Origin of the sequence: Janthinobacterium sp. LS2A (genome assembly GCF_036543145.1) — a bacterium.
GTDB lineage: Bacteria > Pseudomonadota > Gammaproteobacteria > Burkholderiales > Burkholderiaceae_D > Janthinobacterium > Janthinobacterium aestuarii.
The window spans coordinates 200493-220408 of sequence record NZ_JAZHPB010000004.1 but is presented as its reverse complement, the minus strand read 5'-3'; the positions used below and the strand labels follow the sequence as shown (position 1 = coordinate 220408).

Below are 19916 nucleotides of genomic sequence, written 5' to 3'. Positions count from 1 at the left end.
TTGCGTACTGTAATGTATCAACTGTGCCGCGCGCCATGCGCAGCCCATCAGATTCCTCACTCCGCATTACAGATAAGCGTCATCCATGAACGATTTCACCGCAGTCAGTCCAGGCATCCCTTCCACCCACGCCGACATCCTGTACGGCCCGACGCGACCGGATCTGCTGCGCGAGGAAGCACTGGCCGACCTGCTGGAAGCGACGGCCCGCCGCTGCCCCGAGCAAATCGCCCTGATCGATGGCGAACGCCGCATCACGTATGCGCAGCTCGATGCGCAAGCCAGCTTGGCCGCAATGCGCCTGGTGGCGGCCGGCGTCAAGCCCGGCGACATCGTGGGCCTGTGGCTGCCGCGCGGTGCCCCTCTGCTGCTGATGCAGGCGGCCATCGCCAAGTCGGGCGCCGCCTGGCTGCCCGTCGATGAAGACACGCCCGTCGAGCGCCTGCAGGTGTGCCTCGATGACGCAAACGGCTTTGGTGTCGTCAGCTGCGCCCAATTCGCGCCGCGCCTGGCCGAGGCAGGCATCGGCCGCCCCGTATGGACGGCGGAAAGCCTGCTGGCCCCCGCCGCGCCAGGCGAACTGCTGCCCGCGCGCGCAACCGTGCTGCCCGAGCACCCGGCCTATGTGATCTACACGTCCGGCTCCACGGGCAAGCCCAAGGGCATATTGATCAATCAGCGCAGCATCTGCCACTTCCTGCGCAGCGAAAACGCCGTGCTGGAAGTGACGCAAGCCGACACCGTCTACCAGGGCTTTTCCGTCGCCTTCGACATGTCGTTCGAGGAAATCTGGATCGCCTACCTGGTGGGCGCCACCCTGTGGCTGGGCCCCAAGGAGATGTCGGGCGACCCGGAAGCGCTGCCGCGCGCACTGGCCGACAACCACGTGACGGTGCTGCACGCCGTACCAACCTTGCTGGCCCTGTTCGCCGAGGAAGTACCGAGCCTGCGCCTGATCAACCTGGGCGGCGAGATGTGCCCGGAATCGCTCGTCGAGCGCTGGTCGCGTCCGGGCCGCGCCATGTTCAACACCTATGGTCCCACGGAAGCGACCGTCTCGTGCAGCCTGGCGCGCCTGCGCCCCGGCGAGCCTGTGACCATCGGTACGCCGCTGCCCAACTACGGCTTGCTGGTGCTGCAGGTGGCCGAGCCGGGAGAAAACCGTCCATTGACTTTGCTGGCGCGCGGCGAGACGGGTGAGCTGTGCATCATCGGCCCCGGCCTGGCCGAGGGCTACCTGGGCCGGCCCGACCTGACGGTGGAAAAATTCCTGCCCAATCCCTGGAGCACGGGCCCCGACGATGCGCGCCTGTACCGCACGGGCGACCTGGCGCGCATCGATGCGGACGGCCAGGTGCTGTGCCTGGGCCGCGCCGACGACCAGGTGAAGATTCGCGGCTTCCGCGTGGAACTGGGCGAGATCGAAGCCGTGCTGGCGCAGCAACCGGGCGTGGGCACGGTGGCCGTCCTGCTGCGCAAGGATGACGGCATCGACCAGCTGGTGGCCTACATCGTCGGCAGCGACGAGGCGCCGGCCGACGCCTTGGCCGTGAAAACCCTGCGCGCGGCCCTGAACCTGCACCTGCCGCCCTACATGGTGCCGGGCCGTTTTGAATTGCTGCCGCTGATGCCGCGCCTGACCTCGGGCAAGATCGACAGAAAAGCATTGAAAGCCATGCCACTGTCGGCACCGCCGCCTGGCGAAGCAGGTGTATCGGACATGCCGGAAACGCCGGCCGAAGCGGCCCTGTTCGCGGCGCTGGCCAAGCTGTTCCCGGGCCAGGCGATCTTGCGCCAGCTGGACTTCTTCAGCGACCTCGGTGGCCACTCCTTCCTGGCCGCCCGCCTGGCATCCGCCCTGCGCGCCGATCCGGCCTACGCCCACATGACGGTGCGCGATATTTACCAGAACCGGCAGATCGGCAAGATCGCCGCCGTGCTCAATGAAGCGCCGGCGCTGGCCACGCCGGAAGCGGAGTGGACGCCGCCATCGACGTGGAAGCGCTGGACCTGCGGCGCGGCGCAGGCGGCGGCCGTGCCGGGCCTCGTCACCCTGCGCATGGCGCAGTGGATGGCGCCGTTCTTCACCTATCACTTTTTCACGGGCGACACGGGCGACACCGTGTCGCGCGCCATCGCCGCCTCGATCGGCGTGTTCCTGCTGGCGACCCTGGCCGAATTTGCCATTGCGATTGCCGGCAAGTGGCTGATCGCCGGACGCTTGAAGCCGGGCAGCTATCCGCTGTGGGGCGTTACCTACTACCGCTGGTGGCTGGCCGACCGCCTGGTCGAATCGGCGCCCGCCTACCTGCTCAGCGGCTCGTCCCTGAACAGCTGGTGGCTGCGCGCTCTCGGCGCGAAAGTGGGCAAGGAAGTCGTCATCGGCTCGATGACCCTGCGCGCGCCCGACCTGCTGTCCATCGGCGACAACGTCAGCGTGGGCAATGCCGTCAACTTTGAAAACGCCCGGGTCGAACGGGGCCGTTTGCTGCTGGGCCAGATCGACATCGGCGACGATGCCTGCATCAGCTCTTACGCGATTTTGGAAGGCAATACCACGGTGGGCGCGTTTGGCCACCTGGAAGGCCAGTCCGCGCTGGCCGATGGCGCCGCGGTACCGGCCGGACGCGTGTACACGGGGTCGCCCGCGCGCGACATTGGCGCGTTCGACCCTGCCAGCCACCCACCGCGCCCCGCCGTCTCGCGCCTGCGCCTGACGGGAGAAACCGTGTTCTTCTGCTTCGGCATGGTCCTCATCGCCGTGCTGTTCTTCATGCCCGTCTTCCCCAGCTTCGTGCTGATCGACTGGTTCGACGAGCGCGAAATGATGCCGTGGCTGCAGGGCCGCGACGTGACGACCCAGCTGGCCCGCTACTTCCTGCTGGCCTTCCCCGCCAGCGCCGTGCTGATCGTGCTCACCGCCCTGCTGTCGGCCGCCATCCGCTGGGGTGCGCTGCCCCGCTTGAAGCCGGGCAGCTCCCCCGTGCACAGCAATATCTATTGCGCCAAGTGGCTGGTCAGCCATATCCAGGAATCGAGCCTGAACGTCCTGCACGGCATCTACGCCACCGTGTACGCGCCGTACTGGTACCGCCTGCTGGGCGCCAAGGTGGGCAAGGGTGCCGAGATTTCCACGGCCCTGGGCGTCGTGCCCGACATGCTGACCCTGGGCGACGACACCTTCATCGCCGACGCCGTCATGCTGGGCGACGAGCAGATCGACGGCGGCTGGATGACCATGCGCCCCACTGTCATCTCGCACCGCAGCTTCGTCGGCAACGGCAGCTACATCCCGGATGGCACGGTGCTGCCCGAGCACGTGCTGATCGGCGTGCACACGCATGCGCCGCGCAATGAGCAGATGCACAGCGGCGATACGTGGCTCGGCTCCCCGCCCATACATTTGCCCGCGCGCGAACAGGTCAGCGGCTTTGCCGAGCACCTGACGTTCAAGCCATCGCTGTTGCGCCGCCTGGGCCGCAGCCTGATCGAAGCGTTCCGCATCGTCGCGCCGCACGCCGTGGTGATCGCCGTCGGCTATACCCTCGTGCTGGACGTGATGCCAATCGCGGGTGCCGGGCGCTGGGGTGAAGTGGTGAGCGACCTGGCCATTGCCGGCCTAGCCTACGGCATCGGCAATTTCCTGGTCGTCGTGCTGTTCAAGTGGCTGCTGCTGGGACGCTACCGCAAGCACGCGGCGCCCATGTGGACGCCATTCGTGTGGATTTCCGAAGGCGTGACCAATCTGTATGAAGGCATCGCCGTGCCCAACTTCATGCGCTACCTGCGCGGCACGCCGTGGCTGCCGCTGGCCTTCCGCCTGTTCGGCTGCAAGATCGGCCGCGGCGTCTACATGGACACGACGGACATCACGGAATTCGACTGCGTGCACATCGGCGACTACAGCGAATTGAATGCGCTGACCTGCCCACAGACGCATCTGTTCGAAGACCGCGTGATGAAGATCGACCACGTGGAGATCGGCCAGCGCGTTTACATGGGCCCGCGCAGCTCCGTGCTGTACAGCGCCAAGGTGGGCGACAACGCGCGCCTGGGACCGTTGACCCTGGTGATGAAGGGCGAGCACATCCCCGCCGGCAGCAACTGGGCGGGCTGCCCGGCCGCGCCTTTACGCAACGGATCGTAGCTGATGGCTTTTACGGTGCTCTGGTCAGGGGATGGCGTACTGGTGATCGGCATCGCCGCCGTGCTGCCGCGCTTGGAGGCCCGGTTGCGCATCCGCGCCGCCGTGCGCGAGGCGGTGGCGCACTGGCTGAAGCTGGACATCGAGGCGATCTCGGTGGAGTCGACGCCGGGCGCCCCTCCCCGCTTGCTGCTGGCCGGCCGCGCGGCCAGCCTGTCGTTCAGCCATGACGAGGGACTGTCGCTGGGCGCCATCAACCTGCAAGGCGCCGTTGGCATCGACGCGATGCGCGTGCAGGACATTGCCGACTGGTTCACTCTGGCGCGCGATTACCTGGGGCCGCAGGTGGCCGAAGCACTGAGCGCCTGCACCGATGCGCAGCGCCCATTGGCGCTGGCGCAGGCGTGGACGGCGCGCGAGGCGGCGCTCAAGTGCATGGGCAGGCAGTTGGCGGAGTGGGATGCACGGCCCATAGACTGCCATTTACAGCCCCTATCCCTGCCTGCGCCTTACGTCGCGACCCTCGCCTCTTAGTCTTCCTTTCCTTTTCCAGCGCCTCCGATCTGGACGAAAATCAGTTTTACGATAATACTGACGAGCAGTCCCAGCACCCCGATCAATTCCAGCATGGCCTTTCCTTTGCAGTGACAGCAGACCAGGCACTGTAGCGCGAACGGCGGGGCCGGGCCAATATCAAATCAGGCAGTTTCCGATCTCGAAAAGGCATACGATTGATTTCCATCAGACAGTTCCGCTACTTTGTCGAAGTCGTCGATGCGGGCAGCTACTCGCGCGCGGCGGAAAAGCTGTACATCGCGCAGTCGGCCCTGAGCCGGCAGATCAAGGAGCTGGAAAGCGAGGTGCAGGCGCTGCTGCTGACGCGCGACGCGCGCCATATCGAACTCACGCCCGCGGGCCAGGTGTTCTATGAACGGGCCAAGCGCATCCTCGACGACATCGAGGAAACCGTGCGCCAGACGCGCCATGTGGGGCAAGGCGCGCAAGGCATCATCCGCCTGCTGCATTCAAGCTCCGTCACCCTCACGCCCGCCATCGGCGCCGTGCTGAACCGGCTGCTGGCGCAGTTCCCCGGCGTTTCGCTCGATGTGTCGAAGGGATCGTCGGAAAACCAGGCGGCCGACATCGAGGAAGGCCGCGCCGACCTGGGCCTCGTGCGCCTGCCCACCTTGCGCAAGCACGCCAACATCGTCGTGCGCGAACTGTTTGCGGAAAAGCTGGTGGTGGCCGTGTCGGCGGCGTCGCCGCTGGCCGCGCTGGAACGCACGACGATTGCCGCCCTGCGCGACGAAGCGTTCGTCTCGATCCCGCACAAGGACCGCGGAGGCCTCAGCTACCTGGTGGCGGGCCTGTGCCTGGCGCAGGGTTTCTTCCCGAAGGCGGCGCGCGCCCTGTCGCGCAAGACGTCGCAGCTGAACCTGATCGAGGCCAACATGGGCATCGCCATCGTCCCCGACAGCATGCGCCTGGTGGCGCCGCCGGGCGTGCGTTTCATCGCCCTGCCGGACGAGGAATCGCACTCCGTCGTCGGCCTGATCTCGCCGCGCGCGGCCAGCGGCATGGTGGCCGCATTTACGGAAGCGTTCGTGCGCGAGATGAATACACTCTAGCCTTCCGCATACAGCGCCGCATCGACGTCGCGCACGGCCGCCATCAGCAAGGCCAGCTTCATGACATCGAGCTGGCCATCCGTGCGCACGCGCGAGCACAGGTCGATGCCGTAGGGGCGAACCTGGCGCAGCGCTTCCATCACATTGGTGTCGTCCAGTCCACCGGCCAGGAAAACGGGACGGGGGCTGGCGCGCACGAAGCGCGCGCTGACGGACCAGTCGTGCGTGCGGCCCGTGCCGCCCAGTTCCGGCACCGCCGCGCCAGGACGCCCCGAGTCGAGCAAGAAAGCATGGACGTGGGGCGCGTAGGCGGGAATCAGGTCCAGCGCCTCCGGTCCCTCCACGTGGATCACCTGCACGCGCCGCACGTGCGGCAGCAAGCGCGCCAGTTTCTCGACCTCGCCCGGGTCGATATGGCCGACGATCTGCACGGTGGACGGCTGCGTGGCGCGCACGTGTTCGGCGATGGCTTGCGCCGTCGTCTCGGACGTCAGCAGGAACGTGGCCACGGGCGGCGGCGTCCAGGCGGCGATCTGTGCGATGCGCGCGTCGGGAATCGGGCCGGGGCCGGACGGCATGGCCGCCACCAGGCCCAGCGCGTCGGCGCCGGCGGCAATGGCCAGTTGCGCTTCGTCGATGGAAGCGATACAGCAGATCTTGATGCGGGTTCTCATGGCCTTGCGTGTGCAGTCTGGATGATCAACATTACAACACAGGGCGGCGCGCGCGCCAAGACACGCGGTCAAGGCCGCGCACGATTGTGTGCCAGAGTGGGGGCCGATCCTGTGGCGTCTGATCGCCAGCCCGCGCTGATTGACACGCGCCAGGTGGCGGACGATACTTGACATCCGGGGTTGCCATTGGAAGCCGTACATGCGTATCGTCGACTTTGAAGTCCGCAAGGAGTGTCCGCCGCAGTTGTGCGACTGCGAGCGCGAGCGCCTGCTAGGCGATGCGCAGGCGGACCTGTCTATCCTGCGCCTGAACCTGACGGAAGAAAAGCGCCTGCTCGCGCACATCGAAGGCATCGCCACCCATGCGCAGTTGCGGAAGCTGCAACTGCTGTTACAGAAAAACCTGGGCGTGGAATTGCAGATTACGCCGGGCAGCGGCGAAGTGCGCACCGTGCGCGGCTTCCATATCCGCCTGCTGGAGCAGCCCGGCCTGTGCCGCAAGACGCGCGCCGCCATTCCCGCCGCCGTGCGCCGCTGCTTGGCAGCGCATCCCGAGATCGCGTTTGCGATATTGAATGAAAACGATTTGCTGGGCGGGGTGTGAGCCGACACCATTGTTGGCGTATGCTCGAATGTCGGATTACGCTCCGCTAATCCGACCTACGCCGTCACGCTGGCGCGGATGGGAATGACCTTGCCCTTCGCTTCGCGCGCCCGCAACTGCCCGCAGCCACCTTCCACGGCCGAATCGCGCAATTTGCTCAGTCACGTAGGTCGGATTAGCGGGCACCGCGTAATCCGACACCATTGTTAGCGTATGCTCGAATGTCGGATTACGCTCCGCTAATCCGACCTACGCCGCCACGCTGGCGCGGATGGGAATAACCTTGCCCTTCGCTTCGCGCGCCCGCAACTGCCCGCAGCCGCCTTCCACGTCCTGCCCGGCCGAATCGCGCAATTTGGTCAGCACACCGCGCGCGTGCAGGGCGGCGGCAATGGCGCGCGCCTTTTCCCAGCTGGGGCGCTTGAACGGCAAGTCGGCTATCGTGTTATACGGGATCATGTTCAGCACCGCGTACTTGCCCTGCAGGAGTTCCACGATGCCGTCCATCTCGTCCTCGCCATCGTTGATGCCTTCCATCAGGGTCCACTGGTACTGCACCGGGTAGCCGGTCAGGCGCGCATACGACTCGCCGAAGTCCACCAGTTCGCGCGGAGTGAGCCTGGGCGCGCGCGGCAGCAGCTGTTCACGCAGCGCCGGCTTAGTGGTGTGCAGCGACAGCGCCAGCGCCGGCTTGACCCTGCCTTGCGGCAGGCGTTCGAAGGCGCGCGGGTCGCCCACGGTGGAAAACACGAGGTTCTTGTGGCCGATATTGCCTTCGGTGCCCAGCAGCTCGATCGCTTCCATCACATTGTTCAAGTTATGCGCCGGCTCGCCCATGCCCATGAAGACGACTTTTTTTACGGGCCGCATGGTGCGCGCCAGTACCACCTGGGCGACAATTTCTCCGCTGGTGACTTGCCGGATCAAGCCGTCGCGGCCCGTCATGCAGAACTGGCATCCCACGGCGCAGCCGACCTGGCTCGAGACGCACAAGCCGTCGCGCGGCAGCAGCACGCTTTCCACCGTCTGGCCGTCGTGCAGTCCCACCAGCAGGCGCGCGGAACCGTCGGCGCCCGGATGGGTGCTGAGCAGTTTCAGCATGCCCTGCAATTCCAGGTCGAGCGCGGGCAAGGCCACGCGCACGGGCAGCGGCAAAAAATCCTCGGCGCGGCGCCGGCCCTGGTCGTGCGGCTGGCCCTGTATCCAGTCGCGCAGCACGCGCTGTTCGTGCAGGGGCTTGGCGCCCAGGGCCCTCAGGCGCTGGCGGATGGTATCGATTTGCATGGCGTCTGAATAAAAAAACGGCGCGCAGGAATGAAACCGGCGCGCCGTGTTACGGGTAAAAGCTTTAGACCTTCTTGACGAATTCCGTCTTCAGGCTCATGGAACCGAAACCGTCGATCTTGCAGTCGATATCGTGGTCGCTGTCGACCAGGCGGATGTTCTTGACCTTGGTGCCCATCTTGACGACACCGCCGCCGCCCTTCAATTTCAAGTCCTTGATGACGCTGACCGTGTCGCCGTCCTGCAGGATATTGCCGGCCGAATCGCGGTACACCTTGGCGCCCTCTTCGACCGCTTCGCCGGCCGTGGCCGACCATTCATGCGCGCATTCAGGGCAGATCAACTGGCTGCCGTCTTCGTACGTGAATTCGGACTTGCATTGCGGGCATGGTGGTAATGTGCTCATTTTCTTCTCTGTCTGGTGAACAGCGCGTGCTGTAAAAGCCGACATTATACTGCCTACGCCCCGCATCAGCGGGCTTGTTTCACCATCATTGTCAAGGCCGGCGAATAATCTCGATGGTGCTGTGGACGATTTCCTCGTGGATGCCGATGCGCGCGCGCAGCTCGGCGGCCGTCAATGCGGCATCGCGGCTGACGACGGACAAGGCGCACGAATACAGCTGCTTGCCGACTCGCCACACGTGCAGGTCGACGATGCGCGGCGTATCGCCCGCGCTTTCCACTTCCACGGCCTCGCGGATTTCAGCCACGACGGGGTGGTCCATCTCGCGGTCCAGCAAGACCTTGCCCGTCTCCTGCATCAGCTTTTTCGCCCACAGGGCCACCAGCACGGCGCCCGCGATACCCATCACGGGATCGAGCCACTGCCAGCCGTAAGCCCAAGCGCCGGCCAGCGCGACGATGGCCAGCACGGACGTGGCGGCGTCCGCCAGTACGTGGATGTACGCGGCTTTCATGTTCAGGTCTTCGCCATGGCCATGGTGATCGTGGTGGCCGTGATGATCGTGATGATCATGCCCATGGCCATGGTGGTGGTCATGGTGCCCGCCGAGGATCAGCGTGCACACGAGGTTGACCGCCAGGCCGATGGCCGCCACCGCCATCGCCTGCGGATAGTGAATGGGCTGCGGCGAGAACAGGCGCTCGAGCGAGGCGACGACCATCAGCACGGCCACGCCCAGCAGCAGGATGGCGCTCGTGTAGCCGGCCAGCACTTCGATCTTCCACGTGCCGAAGGCAAAGCGGGGGTCGCGCGCACAGCGGCGCGCGGCCGCATACGCAAACGCGGCCAGGCCGATGGCCAGCGCGTGCGAACTCATATGCCAGCCATCGGCCAGCAGGGCCATGGAGTTGTACCACCAGCCGGCGACGATTTCCAGCACCATCGTGGCCAGGGTGATCCACATGACGATGCGCGCGCGGCGTTCGGCCTTGCCATTGCTGCTGTCAAAAACGTGTTCGTGCTGCCAGGCGGAGAGGTCTTCGCCGAGGGATTGCGTTTTCATGACGTTCTCCTTATTTGAGGTAGGTGCGCAGGATGCCCGCGATGTCGTCGGCGCCCCTGGCCCGCTCCTCGCCGGAGATATCGGGACTGGCCACGTGCTCGCGCAAGTGTTCTTCGATGACTTCGGCCATCAAACCATTGACGGCGCCGCGCACGGCCGCGATCAGCTGCAGCACTTCGCCGCAGTCGCGCCCCTCTTCCAGGCCCCGCTCCAGGCCTTCCACCTGCCCCCGGATACGCTTTACGCGATTGAGCAGCTTGGTCTTGTTGTGCGTCGTGTGTCCCATGATTTCACCTCGATCAATACTATAGGGGGGTATACTATCAGAAACGGCCACGGCCGCCTCAAGGCGCCGGCGCGATCTTTTGCAGCTTGCTGGCCAGCGAGGCATCGGACAGTTCGCCCAAGTGCGTGTCGACCAGGCGCCCCTGCGCGTCGTAGAACAGGGTGGTGGGCAGGGCCGAGGAACCGGCCGCCTTGCCCAGCGCCGCCTCGCTGTCAAGCACCACATTGCGCAGGGTCACGCCGCTCCTGCCCAGGAAATTGCTGGCCGCCGCCGCATCCTCGCGCTGGTTCGCATACACGAAGACGATATCGGCGCGCGCCTGCTGCGCGGCGGCCAGCACGGGCATCTCGCGCCGGCATGGCGGACACCAGCTGGCCCACAGGTTCACCACCAGCGGCTTGCCGCCGGCCAGCGCGGCCAGGGTCGTTGGCGCGCCGTCGAGCGCATGCAGGGCCACGGCCGGCAAGGCCGCCGGCTTGTCGTAGGCCAGCGAGATCCCCGCGCTCAACATGCCCCAGGCCAGCGCGCCGGCCGCCACGCTGATGGCCAGCGGTCGGCGCATGGACGCCATGGCGGGACGCCGGCAGCGCCACGCGGCAATGGCCAGCGCGGCCGCGATACCGGCCGGCGCAAGGAAGCCGCCATCGCGGATATTGATGATGGACCAGGGAGCGGCCAGGTACTGTTCGTGCCAGCGCAAGACGAAGGCCAGCCGCGCCGCCAGCAGGCCGGCGATCAGCATGTCGGAAACCAGGGGACCGGCGTCCGGCAACTGGCGGGATCTGCGCAGCCACCACGCCACGCCGTAGGCGACGCACAGGGAAACGAACAGCAGGACGAGGCCCGTGGGCAGGACCAGGGGACCGATTTGCAGGGACAGCATGGGCGCTTTCATCAACAGTCAAGGCGCCCATTGTGCCTCAAGCTCCGCCGGGCAGCGCCACACGGCAAAGACGAGCGGGCCTTTTTCCTACGCCAGGCACCGCAGCGCGCCTACCGCGCCAGCGGGCTGCCATGGGCATCATGGATGCCTGGCACACTCGCACGGGAGCAAGAGATGAACAAAGACATCAACAACGCTGTGGCGAAGGGCGCGCCGGTGTCGGCACATACGGGCTGGGCCCTGGGCGCGCTGGCTCTGGGCGCGGCGTGGCTGTTTGTCCGCAGCCGCAGCCGGCAGGCGGAGCGCGCGCATCCGCCGGCCGGCCAATTTCTCGATGTGCACGGCACGCGCCTGCATTACCTGAGCCAGGGTGAAGGCCCCGTCATCGTGCTATTGCATGGAAACGGCGTGATCGCCGAGGATTTTCGCCATGCGGGCCTGTTCGAGCAGCTGGCGCGCACGCACCGCGTGATCGCCTTCGACCGGCCCGGTTTCGGCTACAGCAGCCGGCCGCGCGGCACGCTGTGGACGCCGGCCGCCCAGGCCGCGTTGCTGGCGGCCGCGCTCGAGCAGCTGGGCGTACACCGCGCCGTGGTACTGGCGCACTCCTGGGGCACCCTGGTGGCGATCTCGATGGCCGTGCAGCACCCGCAGCTGGTGCAAGCCCTGGTGCTCGCTTCCGGCTACTACTATCCCAGCGTGCGCTTCGATGTGCTGACGGCAACGCCGGCCATCCCCGTCATCGGCGACGTGCTCAGCCATACCGTGTCGCCCCTGCTGGGGCGCCTGATGTGGCCCCTGCTGGTCAAACGCGCGTTCGCGCCCTCGGCGGTGCCGGACAGCTTCAAGCGCCTGTCGCCGTGGATGATGCTGCGGCCCGGCCAGTTGCGCGCCGAGGCGGAAGAAACGGCCATGATGATCCCGAGCGCGGCGGTGCTGCGCAAACACTACCCGGAACTGCGCATGCCCGTGTCCATCGTGGCCGGACGCGAGGATGCGATCGTCAGCGCCAGCTACCATTCCGCGCGCCTGCACGATGCGCTGGACAACAGCGCACTGACCTTGCTGCCCGGCGCCGGCCACATGATCCAGCACCTGTCGCAGCCCACCCTGCTGCGCGAAACGGCGCGCGTCGGATACGACGCCGGCATCGGACTCGGCCAGGAAGAAACAGGCGTCAGGTAAGCAGCGCTTCCTTGCGCACGAAATGCATGGCTTGCGGCTCGTCCACCAGCACGCACTGCTTGCCCGTGCGCTTGCAGTGGTCGTGCACGCGCCAGTAGGCGTCGTGGCTGACGCAGCCCGTCTGGCAAATCACCAGATCGGCCGCGACCAGGCCCGCTTCCAGGGCGGCCGCGTCATCGGCGCCGTCGTCGCCGCCCGCATGGTGCAGGAAGCGCCCGCCGGCCTGCTCGATGGCCTGCTGCGCCACGTTGGCGCCGGCGGCCTGCTGGCCCGCATTCGGGTCCAGATAGCTGCCCACATACAGCACGGCTTTTTCGCGCACGTCGGCTTGCAAGGCTGGCGCGGGCAGCCACTGCAGGCGCAGCAACTCGCGCATCAGGTCCTGCACGCGCTCGCTGAGCCACTCGACCTTGCGCGCCAGCCTGGCACGCGTCGGCAAGCCCGGCACGCTGGCCGCCAGTTCGGCCAGTTCGTCGCGCGCCAGCGCCAGTTTGGTATCGCGGATCACGACCTGCGCCCGCGCGCGCATCAATTCCGATTCCAGCTGCGCGATGCGGGCCGCCTGCGCGGCCAGTTGCGCACTGCAGCGCGCCTGCGCGCGGCCATACTCTCCCATCAGCACGCGATGCTCGTGCGCGATCACATTCTCGTTGCCATACACACTGCCCATCATGCCTCCTTCACCACCTGTGGCGCCATGGCGCCAGCCCATGCTACCCCATTGACCCGAATTATAAATGAGAATCATTATTATTTGTGTATGCGCGCGTGCGCCGTAGGGGTATGTGGGGCTACCGGCCAGCGATTGTGCGCATTCTTTCTGGCAAACGATTCATTGAGTCGCGCTTGTTCGATCACTTTTTATAAGATGTAATCTTGCAAAAATTCATTGAGCCACCGTACGTTCATCACTCCATGTCGGCATGGATGCTGGTGTGGGGCATGGCGCCGGTGGGAGAGCTGGCTGCTAGTGCCTGAGATGAGGGGACGGCGCTGGCCGCTGCGCGGCCAGCGGGGCCGCGCGGGGCGCGGCAGAATGGCGATTCGAATAGCCTCGCGCCCCCTAGGGCGCTCCGTCTTCGCATCCCACCGTTCCGTCCAGACAAATAAAAAAGCCTCCCGCAGGGGAGGCTTTTTTATTTGATTCTGGCGGAGACGGTGGGATTCGAACCCACGATACAGGTATAAGCCGTATGCATCCTTAGCAGGGATGTGCCTTCGGCCACTCGGCCACGTCTCCTAGCTGATTACTCAACTATGTCTCTGTAGCTAACTGCGCTGCAGCGACGAACGTCATAATATCGATTGCCCCCCCTTTGGTCAAGGGCGTGGGGCAATATTTTTGGATATTTAAGCTTTTTCCAGCTCGAACGCTTTATGCAGCGCGCGCACGGCCAGTTCCATGTACTTTTCGTCGATCAGCACGGAGATCTTGATCTCGGAAGTGGAGATCATCATGATGTTGATGCCCTCTTCCGACAGGGTACGGAACATTTGCGATGCGACGCCAACGTGGCTGCGCATGCCCACGCCGACGACGGACAGTTTCGACACTTTCGCGTCGCCCGTGATGCTGGCCGCGCCCAGCGATTCGCGGTTCGCTTCCAGCACGGCCAGCGCGCGCGTATATTCGCCGCGCGAGACGGTGAAGGTGAAGTCCGTTTTACCGTCGACCGACTGATTCTGTATGATCATGTCGACTTCGATGTTCGCGTCCGCCACCGGTCCCAGGATGTGGTATGCCACGCCTGGACGGTCGGGCACGCCGAGCACGGTGATTTTGGCTTCATCGCGGTTGAAGGCGATGCCGGAGATGACTGCTTGTTCCATGTTTGTATCTTCCTCAAACGAAATCAGGGTGCCTGAATTGGCTTCTATTTCCAGCGGCAACATCGGGTCGGTCAGCGACGACAGCACGCGCGTGGGCACGCGGTAGTTGCCGGCGAATTCCACCGAACGCGTTTGCAGCACTTTGGAGCCCAGCGAAGCCAGTTCCAGCATTTCTTCAAAGGTGATGGTCTTCAGGCGGCGCGCCTCGGAGACCACGCGCGGGTCGGTCGTGTAGACGCCGTCGACGTCCGTGAAGATCAGGCATTCGGCCGCCTTCATGGCGGCGGCGATCGCCACGGCCGAGGTGTCCGAACCGCCGCGGCCCAGGGTCGCGATGTTGTCGTGTTCGTCGACGCCCTGGAAACCGGTAATGATGACAATCTTGCCCGCATCGAGGTCGCGTTTGACTTTTTCGTCATCGATCGACTGGATGCGTGCCTTGGTAAAGGCGGAATCGGTCTTGATCGCGACTTGCCAGCCAGCATAGGATACGGCTTGTTTGCCGATCGCCAGCAGTGCCATCGACAATAGGCCGACGGACACTTGTTCGCCTGTCGAGGCGATCATGTCAAGTTCACGGGGATCGGGTTGATCCATGATTTCCTTGGCCAGTCCAATCAGGCGGTTGGTTTCGCCCGACATGGCGGATGGCACCACCACGATTTGATGCCCAGCGTCGTGCCACTTGGCAACGCGCTTGGCGACATTCTTGATACGGTCAGTCGAGCCCATCGACGTACCGCCATATTTGTGGACGATTAAAGCCATAAGAGTGAAGTTTCCGCTCAAGAAGAATAAAAAAGGAGGGCTTTACTCTACATGCCGCAATGCAAAATAACAAGCTAAAAAGCGCATTAGCTCATACCGATTGCGCATATGGAAATAACCAATCCATGCAGTCCAGCCGGCTTGGGCAGCCACTTGCCAGCCACCCCGGGAGTGGCCGTGGCGGCTGCCCCTGCGCTCAGCAGGAGACCCAGCGCAAGGTGACGCGGGGACGATCCAGCAGACTCAAGCAATGGCAATCGAGGCCAATACCGGCCGCGAACAGCAATTGTTGCGCCGCACAGACAAGCGGCAGGCGTTCGCGCTCCCAGGCGGGCACGTCAAACGCCTGGTAATGGTATTTCAAGCTCTTCGTGGGTCGGTTCAAGGCCAGTTTCAGGCGCTCGCCGCCCTGGCGGAAATCGATGGTCAAGGTTTGAGATTGCAGCCAGGCAATATCGATACCCTGGCCGCCCTCTTCCACCGCATCGAAATGCAGCACGCCGCCATACGCGGGAAAGGCCAGGCTGGCCTCGCCTTTCCACACAAATTCCTGGCTGGCTTTTTCCAGGCCGGGAATGCCCGCGTCGCTCTTGTCGCGCATGCCGGCCAGGTCATCGAGCTTCGGCGTCAGGTACAACCGGTCGCGGTGGCGCCGCACGTGACATTCTGGGTGCGTGACCAGCAATTGCGCATCGGGCCGCGCTTCCAGCAATTGCGCCAGCATTTCCGCCAGCCATGCCGTCGACGGCATGCGCAAGCCGCGCGTGCCGAACCAGTGGCGCAGCAGGTTGTAGCAGCGGTCCGCGCTCAACTCGCGCAATTTCGCCAGCTCGATGCAATCGCCATCGAGGCACGCCGCCAGATCCTGCGTCGCCAGTTCCGTCAGCAGGCGCTGCGCCGATTGCGCGTGCTGCGCGCTGCGGGCGAAGCGTTCCTGGAAACCGGGAAACGCCTGCGCCAGCACGGGCATCACCTGATGCCGCAAGGCATTGCGGGCAAAGCGGGGATCGTCGTTCGATTCATCGTGGATATGCGCGATCGCATGTTTCGCCACATACGCTTCGAGCTGTTTGCGCGACACGGGCAGCAAGGGGCGCGCCATCACGAGGTCCGGATTGCCCAGCAGCTCGGGCGCGCTGTTGGCGCCATCCATGCCGGACAAGCCCGCCGTGCCCGAGCCGCGCAGCAATTGCAGCAGCACGGTTTCCGCCTGATCATCCTGGTGGTGGGCAGTGAGCAGCAGGCGCACACCGTGCGCGGCGCACAGCTCGCCCAGGGCCGCGTAACGGCGCTTGCGGGCCGCTTCTTCCGTGCCCGTCTTCGCATTTTTTTCCAGGGTGACATTGCGCGCCTCGAAAGCGATGCCCATGCCGGCGCACAATTGTTCACAGTGGGCCAGCCACGCGTCCGCATTCGGGCTCAGGCCGTGGTGCACGTGAAACGCGTAAAGAAACACGCCGTGCTCTTGCGCCCAGGCAAGCGCCAGGTGCAGCAGGGCCGAGGAATCGAGGCCGCCGCTGAGGGCAATGCCGACCGTCTCGCCGGCTTGGGGTCCGCAGGCGTCCAGCGCATGGGCAAAGATATCGGCGACGGTGGCGGTTTGTTGCTTTTTCAATCAGGACTCCGGGAATGCAAAGAGGGACAGGCTGCTAAACGGATGGTGTCGTTTAGCGGACTGTCCCTGGTGTGTTCTACTGTCTTGTCGGCTTACGTCATGTCGGCTTACGCTGCGCTAAGCCGACCTACGCCGACCTGCACTGACCGACGATGGCTTACTCGCTCGGCGTCGTTTCCTTGAACTTGCCGTAGCTCAGCAGTTTTTCATGGCGTGCGGCCAGCAGGTCCTTGGTTTTCATGCCGTGGAACTGGCGCAGGGTGTCGGCCAGTGCGCGCTTGAGCAAGGTGGCCATCTGTTTCGGATCGCGGTGGGCGCCGCCCAGCGGTTCGTTGATGATCTTGTCGATCAGGCCCATGGCTTTCAGGCGGTGGGCGGTCAGGCCCAGCGCTTCGGCCGCGTCGGAGGCGCGCTCGGCGCTCTTCCACAGGATGGAGGCGCAGCCTTCCGGCGAGATCACGGCATAGGTCGAGTATTGTAGCATCAGCACGGCGTCGCCCACGGCAATGGCCAGCGCGCCGCCGGAACCGCCTTCACCGATGATGGTGGCGATCAGCGGCACTTTCAGTTCGGCCATCACGTACAGGTTGTGGCCGATGGCTTCCGACTGGCCGCGCTCTTCCGCATCGATGCCGGGGAAGGCGCCTGGCGTGTCGACGAAGGTGAAGATGGGCAAGTTGAACTTTTCAGCCACTTTCATCAGGCGCATGGCCTTGCGGTAGCCTTCCGGTTTCGGCATGCCGAAATTGCGCATGGCGCGCTCTTTCGTGTCGCGGCCCTTCTGGTGGCCGATGACCATGCACGGCTGGCCGTTGAAGCGGGCCAGGCCGCCCACGACGGACAGATCGTCCGCGTAGCTGCGGTCGCCATGCAATTCGTGGAAATCGGTAAAGATCTCATTCACGTAATCCATGGTGTAGGGGCGTTGCGGGTGGCGCGCGATCTGCGCCACTTGCCAAGGGGTCAGCTTGGCGTAGATATCTTTGGTCAGCTGCTGGCTCTTCTTGGCCAGGCGGTCGATCTCTTCGGAGATATCGACGGCCGAATCGTCTTGCACGAAGCGCAACTCTTCGATCTTGGAATCGAGTTCCGCGATCGGCTGTTCAAAATTGAGGAAAGTCGTTTTAGTCATTGTACCTCCAGGTTTTACCGGCCACGGCGCCAGGGCGCGCGGCGTCATCTATGTTTATTTTACCGTACCGGCTGGTGCACCGGGGGCTGCATCGGGTGCGGCAGGGGCGGCTGCAGGGTCGAGACTGCGCCACAAATACCACGTCGCCACGGTGCGCCACGGTTCCCAATTGGCGGAAACTTCGCGCGCATCGCTGCGGGAAACTGGTTCGCCGGAGAAATAATTGACGCTGATTCCCTGGATCAAACCGGGGTCGTCGAGCGGCAAGACATTCGGCCGGAGCAGATTAAATATCAGAAACATCTCGGCTGTCCAGCGGCCGATGCCGCGGATTTGCACCAGTTCGGCGATGACGGCTTCGTCATCCATCTGGTCCCACTGGCTCGCGTGCACGCGCTTGGCCTTGAAATGGTCGGCCAGGTCGAGGATGTATTCGGTCTTGCGTTTGGACAAGCCGCAGGCGGACAGCTGCTCGGCGCCTGCTTTCAATACTTGCGACGGCGTGCATTTCGGGCAAGCGAGCAGCAGCTTTTTCCAGGCAGCATCGGCCGCCTTGGGCGTGATCTGCTGTCCCACCAGCGAACGGGCCAGGGTGGTAAACGGGTCGCTATGGCCGACCAGGTGCAGGTCGCCAAATTGCGGGATGAGTTTTTTCATGATGCGGTCGCGCTTCATCAGCTCGATCTTCGCCTCTTCCCAGTAATGCGGCACCTGGATCACCTGCGCTTCCACCGGCGCTTCCCCGTTTTCCCTGGACGTTGGCATCATGCGCGGCGCCAGTTGGTCGAGCCGTCAGGCTTGTCTTCAAGAATGATGCCTGCAGCCAGCAAGTCGGCGCGGATCTTGTCGGACTGGGCAAAGTCGCGCGCCTTTTTCGCCGCGCTGCGCGCCGCGATGGCCGTTTCGATGCCGGCCGCTTCGTCCTGGCCACCGGCGGCGGCGCCGACGGTCGCTTGCAGGAATTGCTGCGGCGTGCGTTCGAGCAAGCCGAATACGCCCGCCAGGCCCTTCAATTGGCGCGCCAGGGCCGGCGACTTGCTCTTGTTCACTTCCGTTGCCAGGTCAAACAGGGCGGCCACGGCCAGCGGCGTATTGAAATCGTCGTCCATCGCTTCGCGCACGCGCACGGCGTGCGCCTCGTTCCAGTCGATGGCGCCCTCTTCCAGCGCCACGTCGGCCAGCGCCGTGTACAAGCGGGTCAGGGACAGGCGCGCGTCATCGAGGTGCACATCCGAGTAATTCAGGGGGCTGCGGTAGTGCGCGCGCAGGATGAAGAAGCGGATCACTTCGGCATCGAACTTTTGCAGCACTTCGCGGATGGTAAAGAAATTGCCGAGCGACTTGGACATCTTTTCATTGTCCAGGCGCACGAAGCCGTTATGTATCCAGTAATTGACACTGGTATGGCCGAACGCGCCTTCGGATTGGGCGATCTCGTTTTCGTGGTGCGGGAATTGCAAGTCCGCGCCGCCACCATGGATGTCGAACTGTTCGCCAAGCAAGGCGCAGGACATGGCCGAGCACTCGATATGCCAGCCCGGGCGGCCCTTGCCCCATTTCGAATCCCATTTGACTTCTTCCGGCTCGGACTCTTTCGACGACTTCCACAGCACGAAATCGAGCGGATCGCGCTTGCCCGTGTTCACGTCGACACGTTCGCCCGCGCGCAGGTCGTCGAGCGACTTGCCCGACAGCTTGCCGTAATGGGGGAAATTGCGCACGGCATAATTCACATCGCCGTCCGCGCCCTGGTAAGCGAGGTCCTTCGCTTCCAGCTGCTCGATCAGGCGCAGCATCTGCGGCACGTATTCAGTGGCGCGCGGCGTGTGGTCGGGTGTCAAAATGCCCAGCGCGGCCGTGTCTTCATCCATGTAGCGGGTGAAACGCGTCGTCAGCTGGGAAATCGTCTCGCCGTTTTCCACGGCGCGGCGGATGATCTTGTCGTCGATGTCCGTAATGTTGCGCACATAGGTGACGTCGAAACCGGAGGCTTTCAGCCAGCGGTAGATGACGTCGAACGCCATCATCATGCGCGCATGGCCGATATGGCAATAATCGTAGATGGTCATGCCGCACACGTACATGCGTACCTTGCCCGCTTCCATCGGGACGAATACCTGCTTCTCGCGCGCCAGGGTGTTGTAAATCTTTAGATTGCTCATCGTACTTTGCAAGTGGAGCGGCCGCCAGCCTGGCAAAACGACAGACAGGCGCGGACACCGGGGGTGCCGCGCCACAGAACTGCCGTGTGCGCCGAGACGGGACGACCCGCTGTATTGTTGTTCTTGTTTGTTAGAATTAGGGCGTTAGCGGTCAAGTATAACATTGATAAAAACCATACTGGCCCGATATGAATCAGGTTTTTACGATGTTCAACCGAATTTTCATTTCTTTACAATTAAAGCAAGTTTAGA

The 19916-nt window shown here is 64.3% G+C and carries 17 protein-coding genes and 1 tRNA gene; 5 read left to right on the top strand and 13 right to left on the bottom strand.

Translation table 11 applies throughout. The annotated features are described in order from the left end of the window. Nucleotides 1–85 precede the first annotated feature (85 nt). The 3 genes from V3C40_RS13755 to V3C40_RS13745 all read left to right on the top strand — a co-directional run bounded on the left by V3C40_RS13755 (nucleotide 86) and on the right by V3C40_RS13745 (nucleotide 5772). Complete coding sequence (locus V3C40_RS13755) at nucleotides 86–4147, top strand: Pls/PosA family non-ribosomal peptide synthetase (RefSeq protein ID WP_331777718.1); 4062 nt, start codon at nucleotides 86–88, stop codon at nucleotides 4145–4147. A 15-nt stretch (nucleotides 4148–4162) separates the two neighbouring features. After that, the gene (locus tag V3C40_RS13750) at nucleotides 4163–4678 is read left to right on the top strand and encodes a 4'-phosphopantetheinyl transferase family protein (RefSeq protein ID WP_331777717.1); all 516 of its coding nucleotides are present in this window, start codon (nucleotides 4163–4165) and stop codon (nucleotides 4676–4678) included. A gap of 197 nt (nucleotides 4679–4875) precedes the next feature. Next, the gene (locus tag V3C40_RS13745; protein WP_331777716.1) at nucleotides 4876–5772 is read left to right on the top strand and encodes a LysR family transcriptional regulator; all 897 of its coding nucleotides are present in this window, start codon (nucleotides 4876–4878) and stop codon (nucleotides 5770–5772) included. On the opposite strand, the gene V3C40_RS13740 is transcribed toward V3C40_RS13745, so the two are convergent. Further along, on the bottom strand, nucleotides 5769–6446 hold the full coding sequence (locus tag V3C40_RS13740; RefSeq protein WP_072454729.1) for a phosphoribosylanthranilate isomerase: 678 nt from the start codon (nucleotides 6444–6446) through the stop codon (nucleotides 5769–5771). The genes V3C40_RS13745 and V3C40_RS13740 overlap by 4 nt on opposite strands. Nucleotides 6447–6645: 199 nt before the next feature. On the opposite strand from V3C40_RS13740, the gene V3C40_RS13735 reads away from it, so the two are divergent. Then, on the top strand, nucleotides 6646–7050 hold the full coding sequence (locus V3C40_RS13735; protein WP_331777715.1) for a hypothetical protein: 405 nt from the start codon (nucleotides 6646–6648) through the stop codon (nucleotides 7048–7050). A gap of 249 nt (nucleotides 7051–7299) precedes the next feature. Here V3C40_RS13735 and V3C40_RS13730 read toward each other — a convergent pair whose 3' ends face one another. The 5 genes from V3C40_RS13730 to V3C40_RS13710 all read right to left on the bottom strand — a co-directional run bounded on the left by V3C40_RS13730 (nucleotide 7300) and on the right by V3C40_RS13710 (nucleotide 10972). Then, nucleotides 7300–8334, bottom strand: a complete 1035-nt coding sequence (locus V3C40_RS13730) for an RNA methyltransferase (RefSeq protein ID WP_331777714.1) — start codon at nucleotides 8332–8334, stop codon at nucleotides 7300–7302. Nucleotides 8335–8398: 64 nt separating this feature from the next. Next, the gene (locus V3C40_RS13725) at nucleotides 8399–8740 is read right to left on the bottom strand and encodes a zinc ribbon domain-containing protein YjdM (protein ID WP_034756972.1); all 342 of its coding nucleotides are present in this window, start codon (nucleotides 8738–8740) and stop codon (nucleotides 8399–8401) included. 91 nt (nucleotides 8741–8831) lie between these two features. Further along, nucleotides 8832–9803, bottom strand: a complete 972-nt coding sequence (gene dmeF, locus V3C40_RS13720) for a CDF family Co(II)/Ni(II) efflux transporter DmeF (RefSeq protein ID WP_331777713.1) — start codon at nucleotides 9801–9803, stop codon at nucleotides 8832–8834. 10 nt (nucleotides 9804–9813) lie between these two features. Further along, nucleotides 9814–10089 (bottom strand): metal/formaldehyde-sensitive transcriptional repressor, encoded by a 276-nt coding sequence (locus V3C40_RS13715; RefSeq protein ID WP_072454733.1) that lies wholly within the window; start codon nucleotides 10087–10089, stop codon nucleotides 9814–9816. Between the two features lie 58 nt (nucleotides 10090–10147). Further along, nucleotides 10148–10972: a TlpA disulfide reductase family protein gene (locus tag V3C40_RS13710; protein ID WP_331777712.1), complete on the bottom strand. Its 825-nt coding sequence runs from the start codon at nucleotides 10970–10972 to the stop codon at nucleotides 10148–10150. A gap of 174 nt (nucleotides 10973–11146) precedes the next feature. Between V3C40_RS13710 and V3C40_RS13705 the strand changes: the two genes are divergently transcribed. Further along, entirely contained in the window at nucleotides 11147–12157 is a 1011-nt protein-coding gene (locus V3C40_RS13705; protein ID WP_331777711.1) for an alpha/beta fold hydrolase, read from the top strand. Here the strand turns inward: V3C40_RS13705 and V3C40_RS13700 are convergent. The 7 genes from V3C40_RS13700 to cysS form a co-directional block, all read right to left on the bottom strand. Next, on the bottom strand, nucleotides 12150–12686 hold the full coding sequence (locus tag V3C40_RS13700; RefSeq protein WP_257620311.1) for a DUF2325 domain-containing protein: 537 nt from the start codon (nucleotides 12684–12686) through the stop codon (nucleotides 12150–12152). The two genes, V3C40_RS13705 and V3C40_RS13700, sit on opposite strands and share 8 nt — an antisense overlap. A 618-nt stretch (nucleotides 12687–13304) precedes the next feature. Then, a tRNA-Ser gene (locus V3C40_RS13695) sits at nucleotides 13305–13397 on the bottom strand. 110 nt (nucleotides 13398–13507) lie between these two features. Further along, on the bottom strand, nucleotides 13508–14755 hold the full coding sequence (locus tag V3C40_RS13690) for an aspartate kinase (protein WP_035817435.1): 1248 nt from the start codon (nucleotides 14753–14755) through the stop codon (nucleotides 13508–13510). 196 nt (nucleotides 14756–14951) lie between these two features. Next, the gene (tilS, locus tag V3C40_RS13685) at nucleotides 14952–16370 is read right to left on the bottom strand and encodes a tRNA lysidine(34) synthetase TilS (RefSeq protein ID WP_331777710.1); all 1419 of its coding nucleotides are present in this window, start codon (nucleotides 16368–16370) and stop codon (nucleotides 14952–14954) included. 157 nt (nucleotides 16371–16527) lie between these two features. Continuing rightward, on the bottom strand, nucleotides 16528–17502 hold the full coding sequence (locus tag V3C40_RS13680) for an acetyl-CoA carboxylase carboxyltransferase subunit alpha (RefSeq protein ID WP_034756951.1): 975 nt from the start codon (nucleotides 17500–17502) through the stop codon (nucleotides 16528–16530). A 54-nt stretch (nucleotides 17503–17556) separates the two neighbouring features. After that, a complete protein-coding gene (locus V3C40_RS13675; protein ID WP_425324038.1) occupies nucleotides 17557–18270 on the bottom strand; it encodes a DNA-3-methyladenine glycosylase family protein in 714 nt (237 codons plus the stop codon). Beyond that, the gene (cysS, locus tag V3C40_RS13670; RefSeq protein ID WP_331777709.1) at nucleotides 18267–19664 is read right to left on the bottom strand and encodes a cysteine--tRNA ligase; all 1398 of its coding nucleotides are present in this window, start codon (nucleotides 19662–19664) and stop codon (nucleotides 18267–18269) included. The genes V3C40_RS13675 and cysS overlap by 4 nt, the downstream gene beginning before the upstream one ends. Between the last annotated feature and the right edge of the window lie 252 nt (nucleotides 19665–19916).

Coding starts and splice junctions, on each gene's coding strand:
- V3C40_RS13725 (WP_034756972.1), bottom strand. CDS start 8,740: ATGAGCACATTACCACCATGCCCGCAATGCAAGTCCGAATTCACGTAC.
- V3C40_RS13735 (WP_331777715.1), top strand. CDS start 6,646: ATGCGTATCGTCGACTTTGAAGTCCGCAAGGAGTGTCCGCCGCAGTTG.
- V3C40_RS13730 (WP_331777714.1), bottom strand. CDS start 8,334: ATGCAAATCGATACCATCCGCCAGCGCCTGAGGGCCCTGGGCGCCAAG.
- V3C40_RS13705 (WP_331777711.1), top strand. CDS start 11,147: ATGAACAAAGACATCAACAACGCTGTGGCGAAGGGCGCGCCGGTGTCG.
- V3C40_RS13675 (WP_425324038.1), bottom strand. CDS start 18,270: ATGATGCCAACGTCCAGGGAAAACGGGGAAGCGCCGGTGGAAGCGCAG.
- V3C40_RS13700 (WP_257620311.1), bottom strand. CDS start 12,686: ATGCGCGCGCGGGCGCAGGTCGTGATCCGCGATACCAAACTGGCGCTG.
- V3C40_RS13680 (WP_034756951.1), bottom strand. CDS start 17,502: ATGACTAAAACGACTTTCCTCAATTTTGAACAGCCGATCGCGGAACTC.
- V3C40_RS13755 (WP_331777718.1), top strand. CDS start 86: ATGAACGATTTCACCGCAGTCAGTCCAGGCATCCCTTCCACCCACGCC.
- dmeF (WP_331777713.1), bottom strand. CDS start 9,803: ATGAAAACGCAATCCCTCGGCGAAGACCTCTCCGCCTGGCAGCACGAA.
- cysS (WP_331777709.1), bottom strand. CDS start 19,664: ATGAGCAATCTAAAGATTTACAACACCCTGGCGCGCGAGAAGCAGGTA.
- V3C40_RS13710 (WP_331777712.1), bottom strand. CDS start 10,972: ATGCTGTCCCTGCAAATCGGTCCCCTGGTCCTGCCCACGGGCCTCGTC.
- V3C40_RS13715 (WP_072454733.1), bottom strand. CDS start 10,089: ATGGGACACACGACGCACAACAAGACCAAGCTGCTCAATCGCGTAAAG.
- V3C40_RS13690 (WP_035817435.1), bottom strand. CDS start 14,755: ATGGCTTTAATCGTCCACAAATATGGCGGTACGTCGATGGGCTCGACT.
- V3C40_RS13740 (WP_072454729.1), bottom strand. CDS start 6,446: ATGAGAACCCGCATCAAGATCTGCTGTATCGCTTCCATCGACGAAGCG.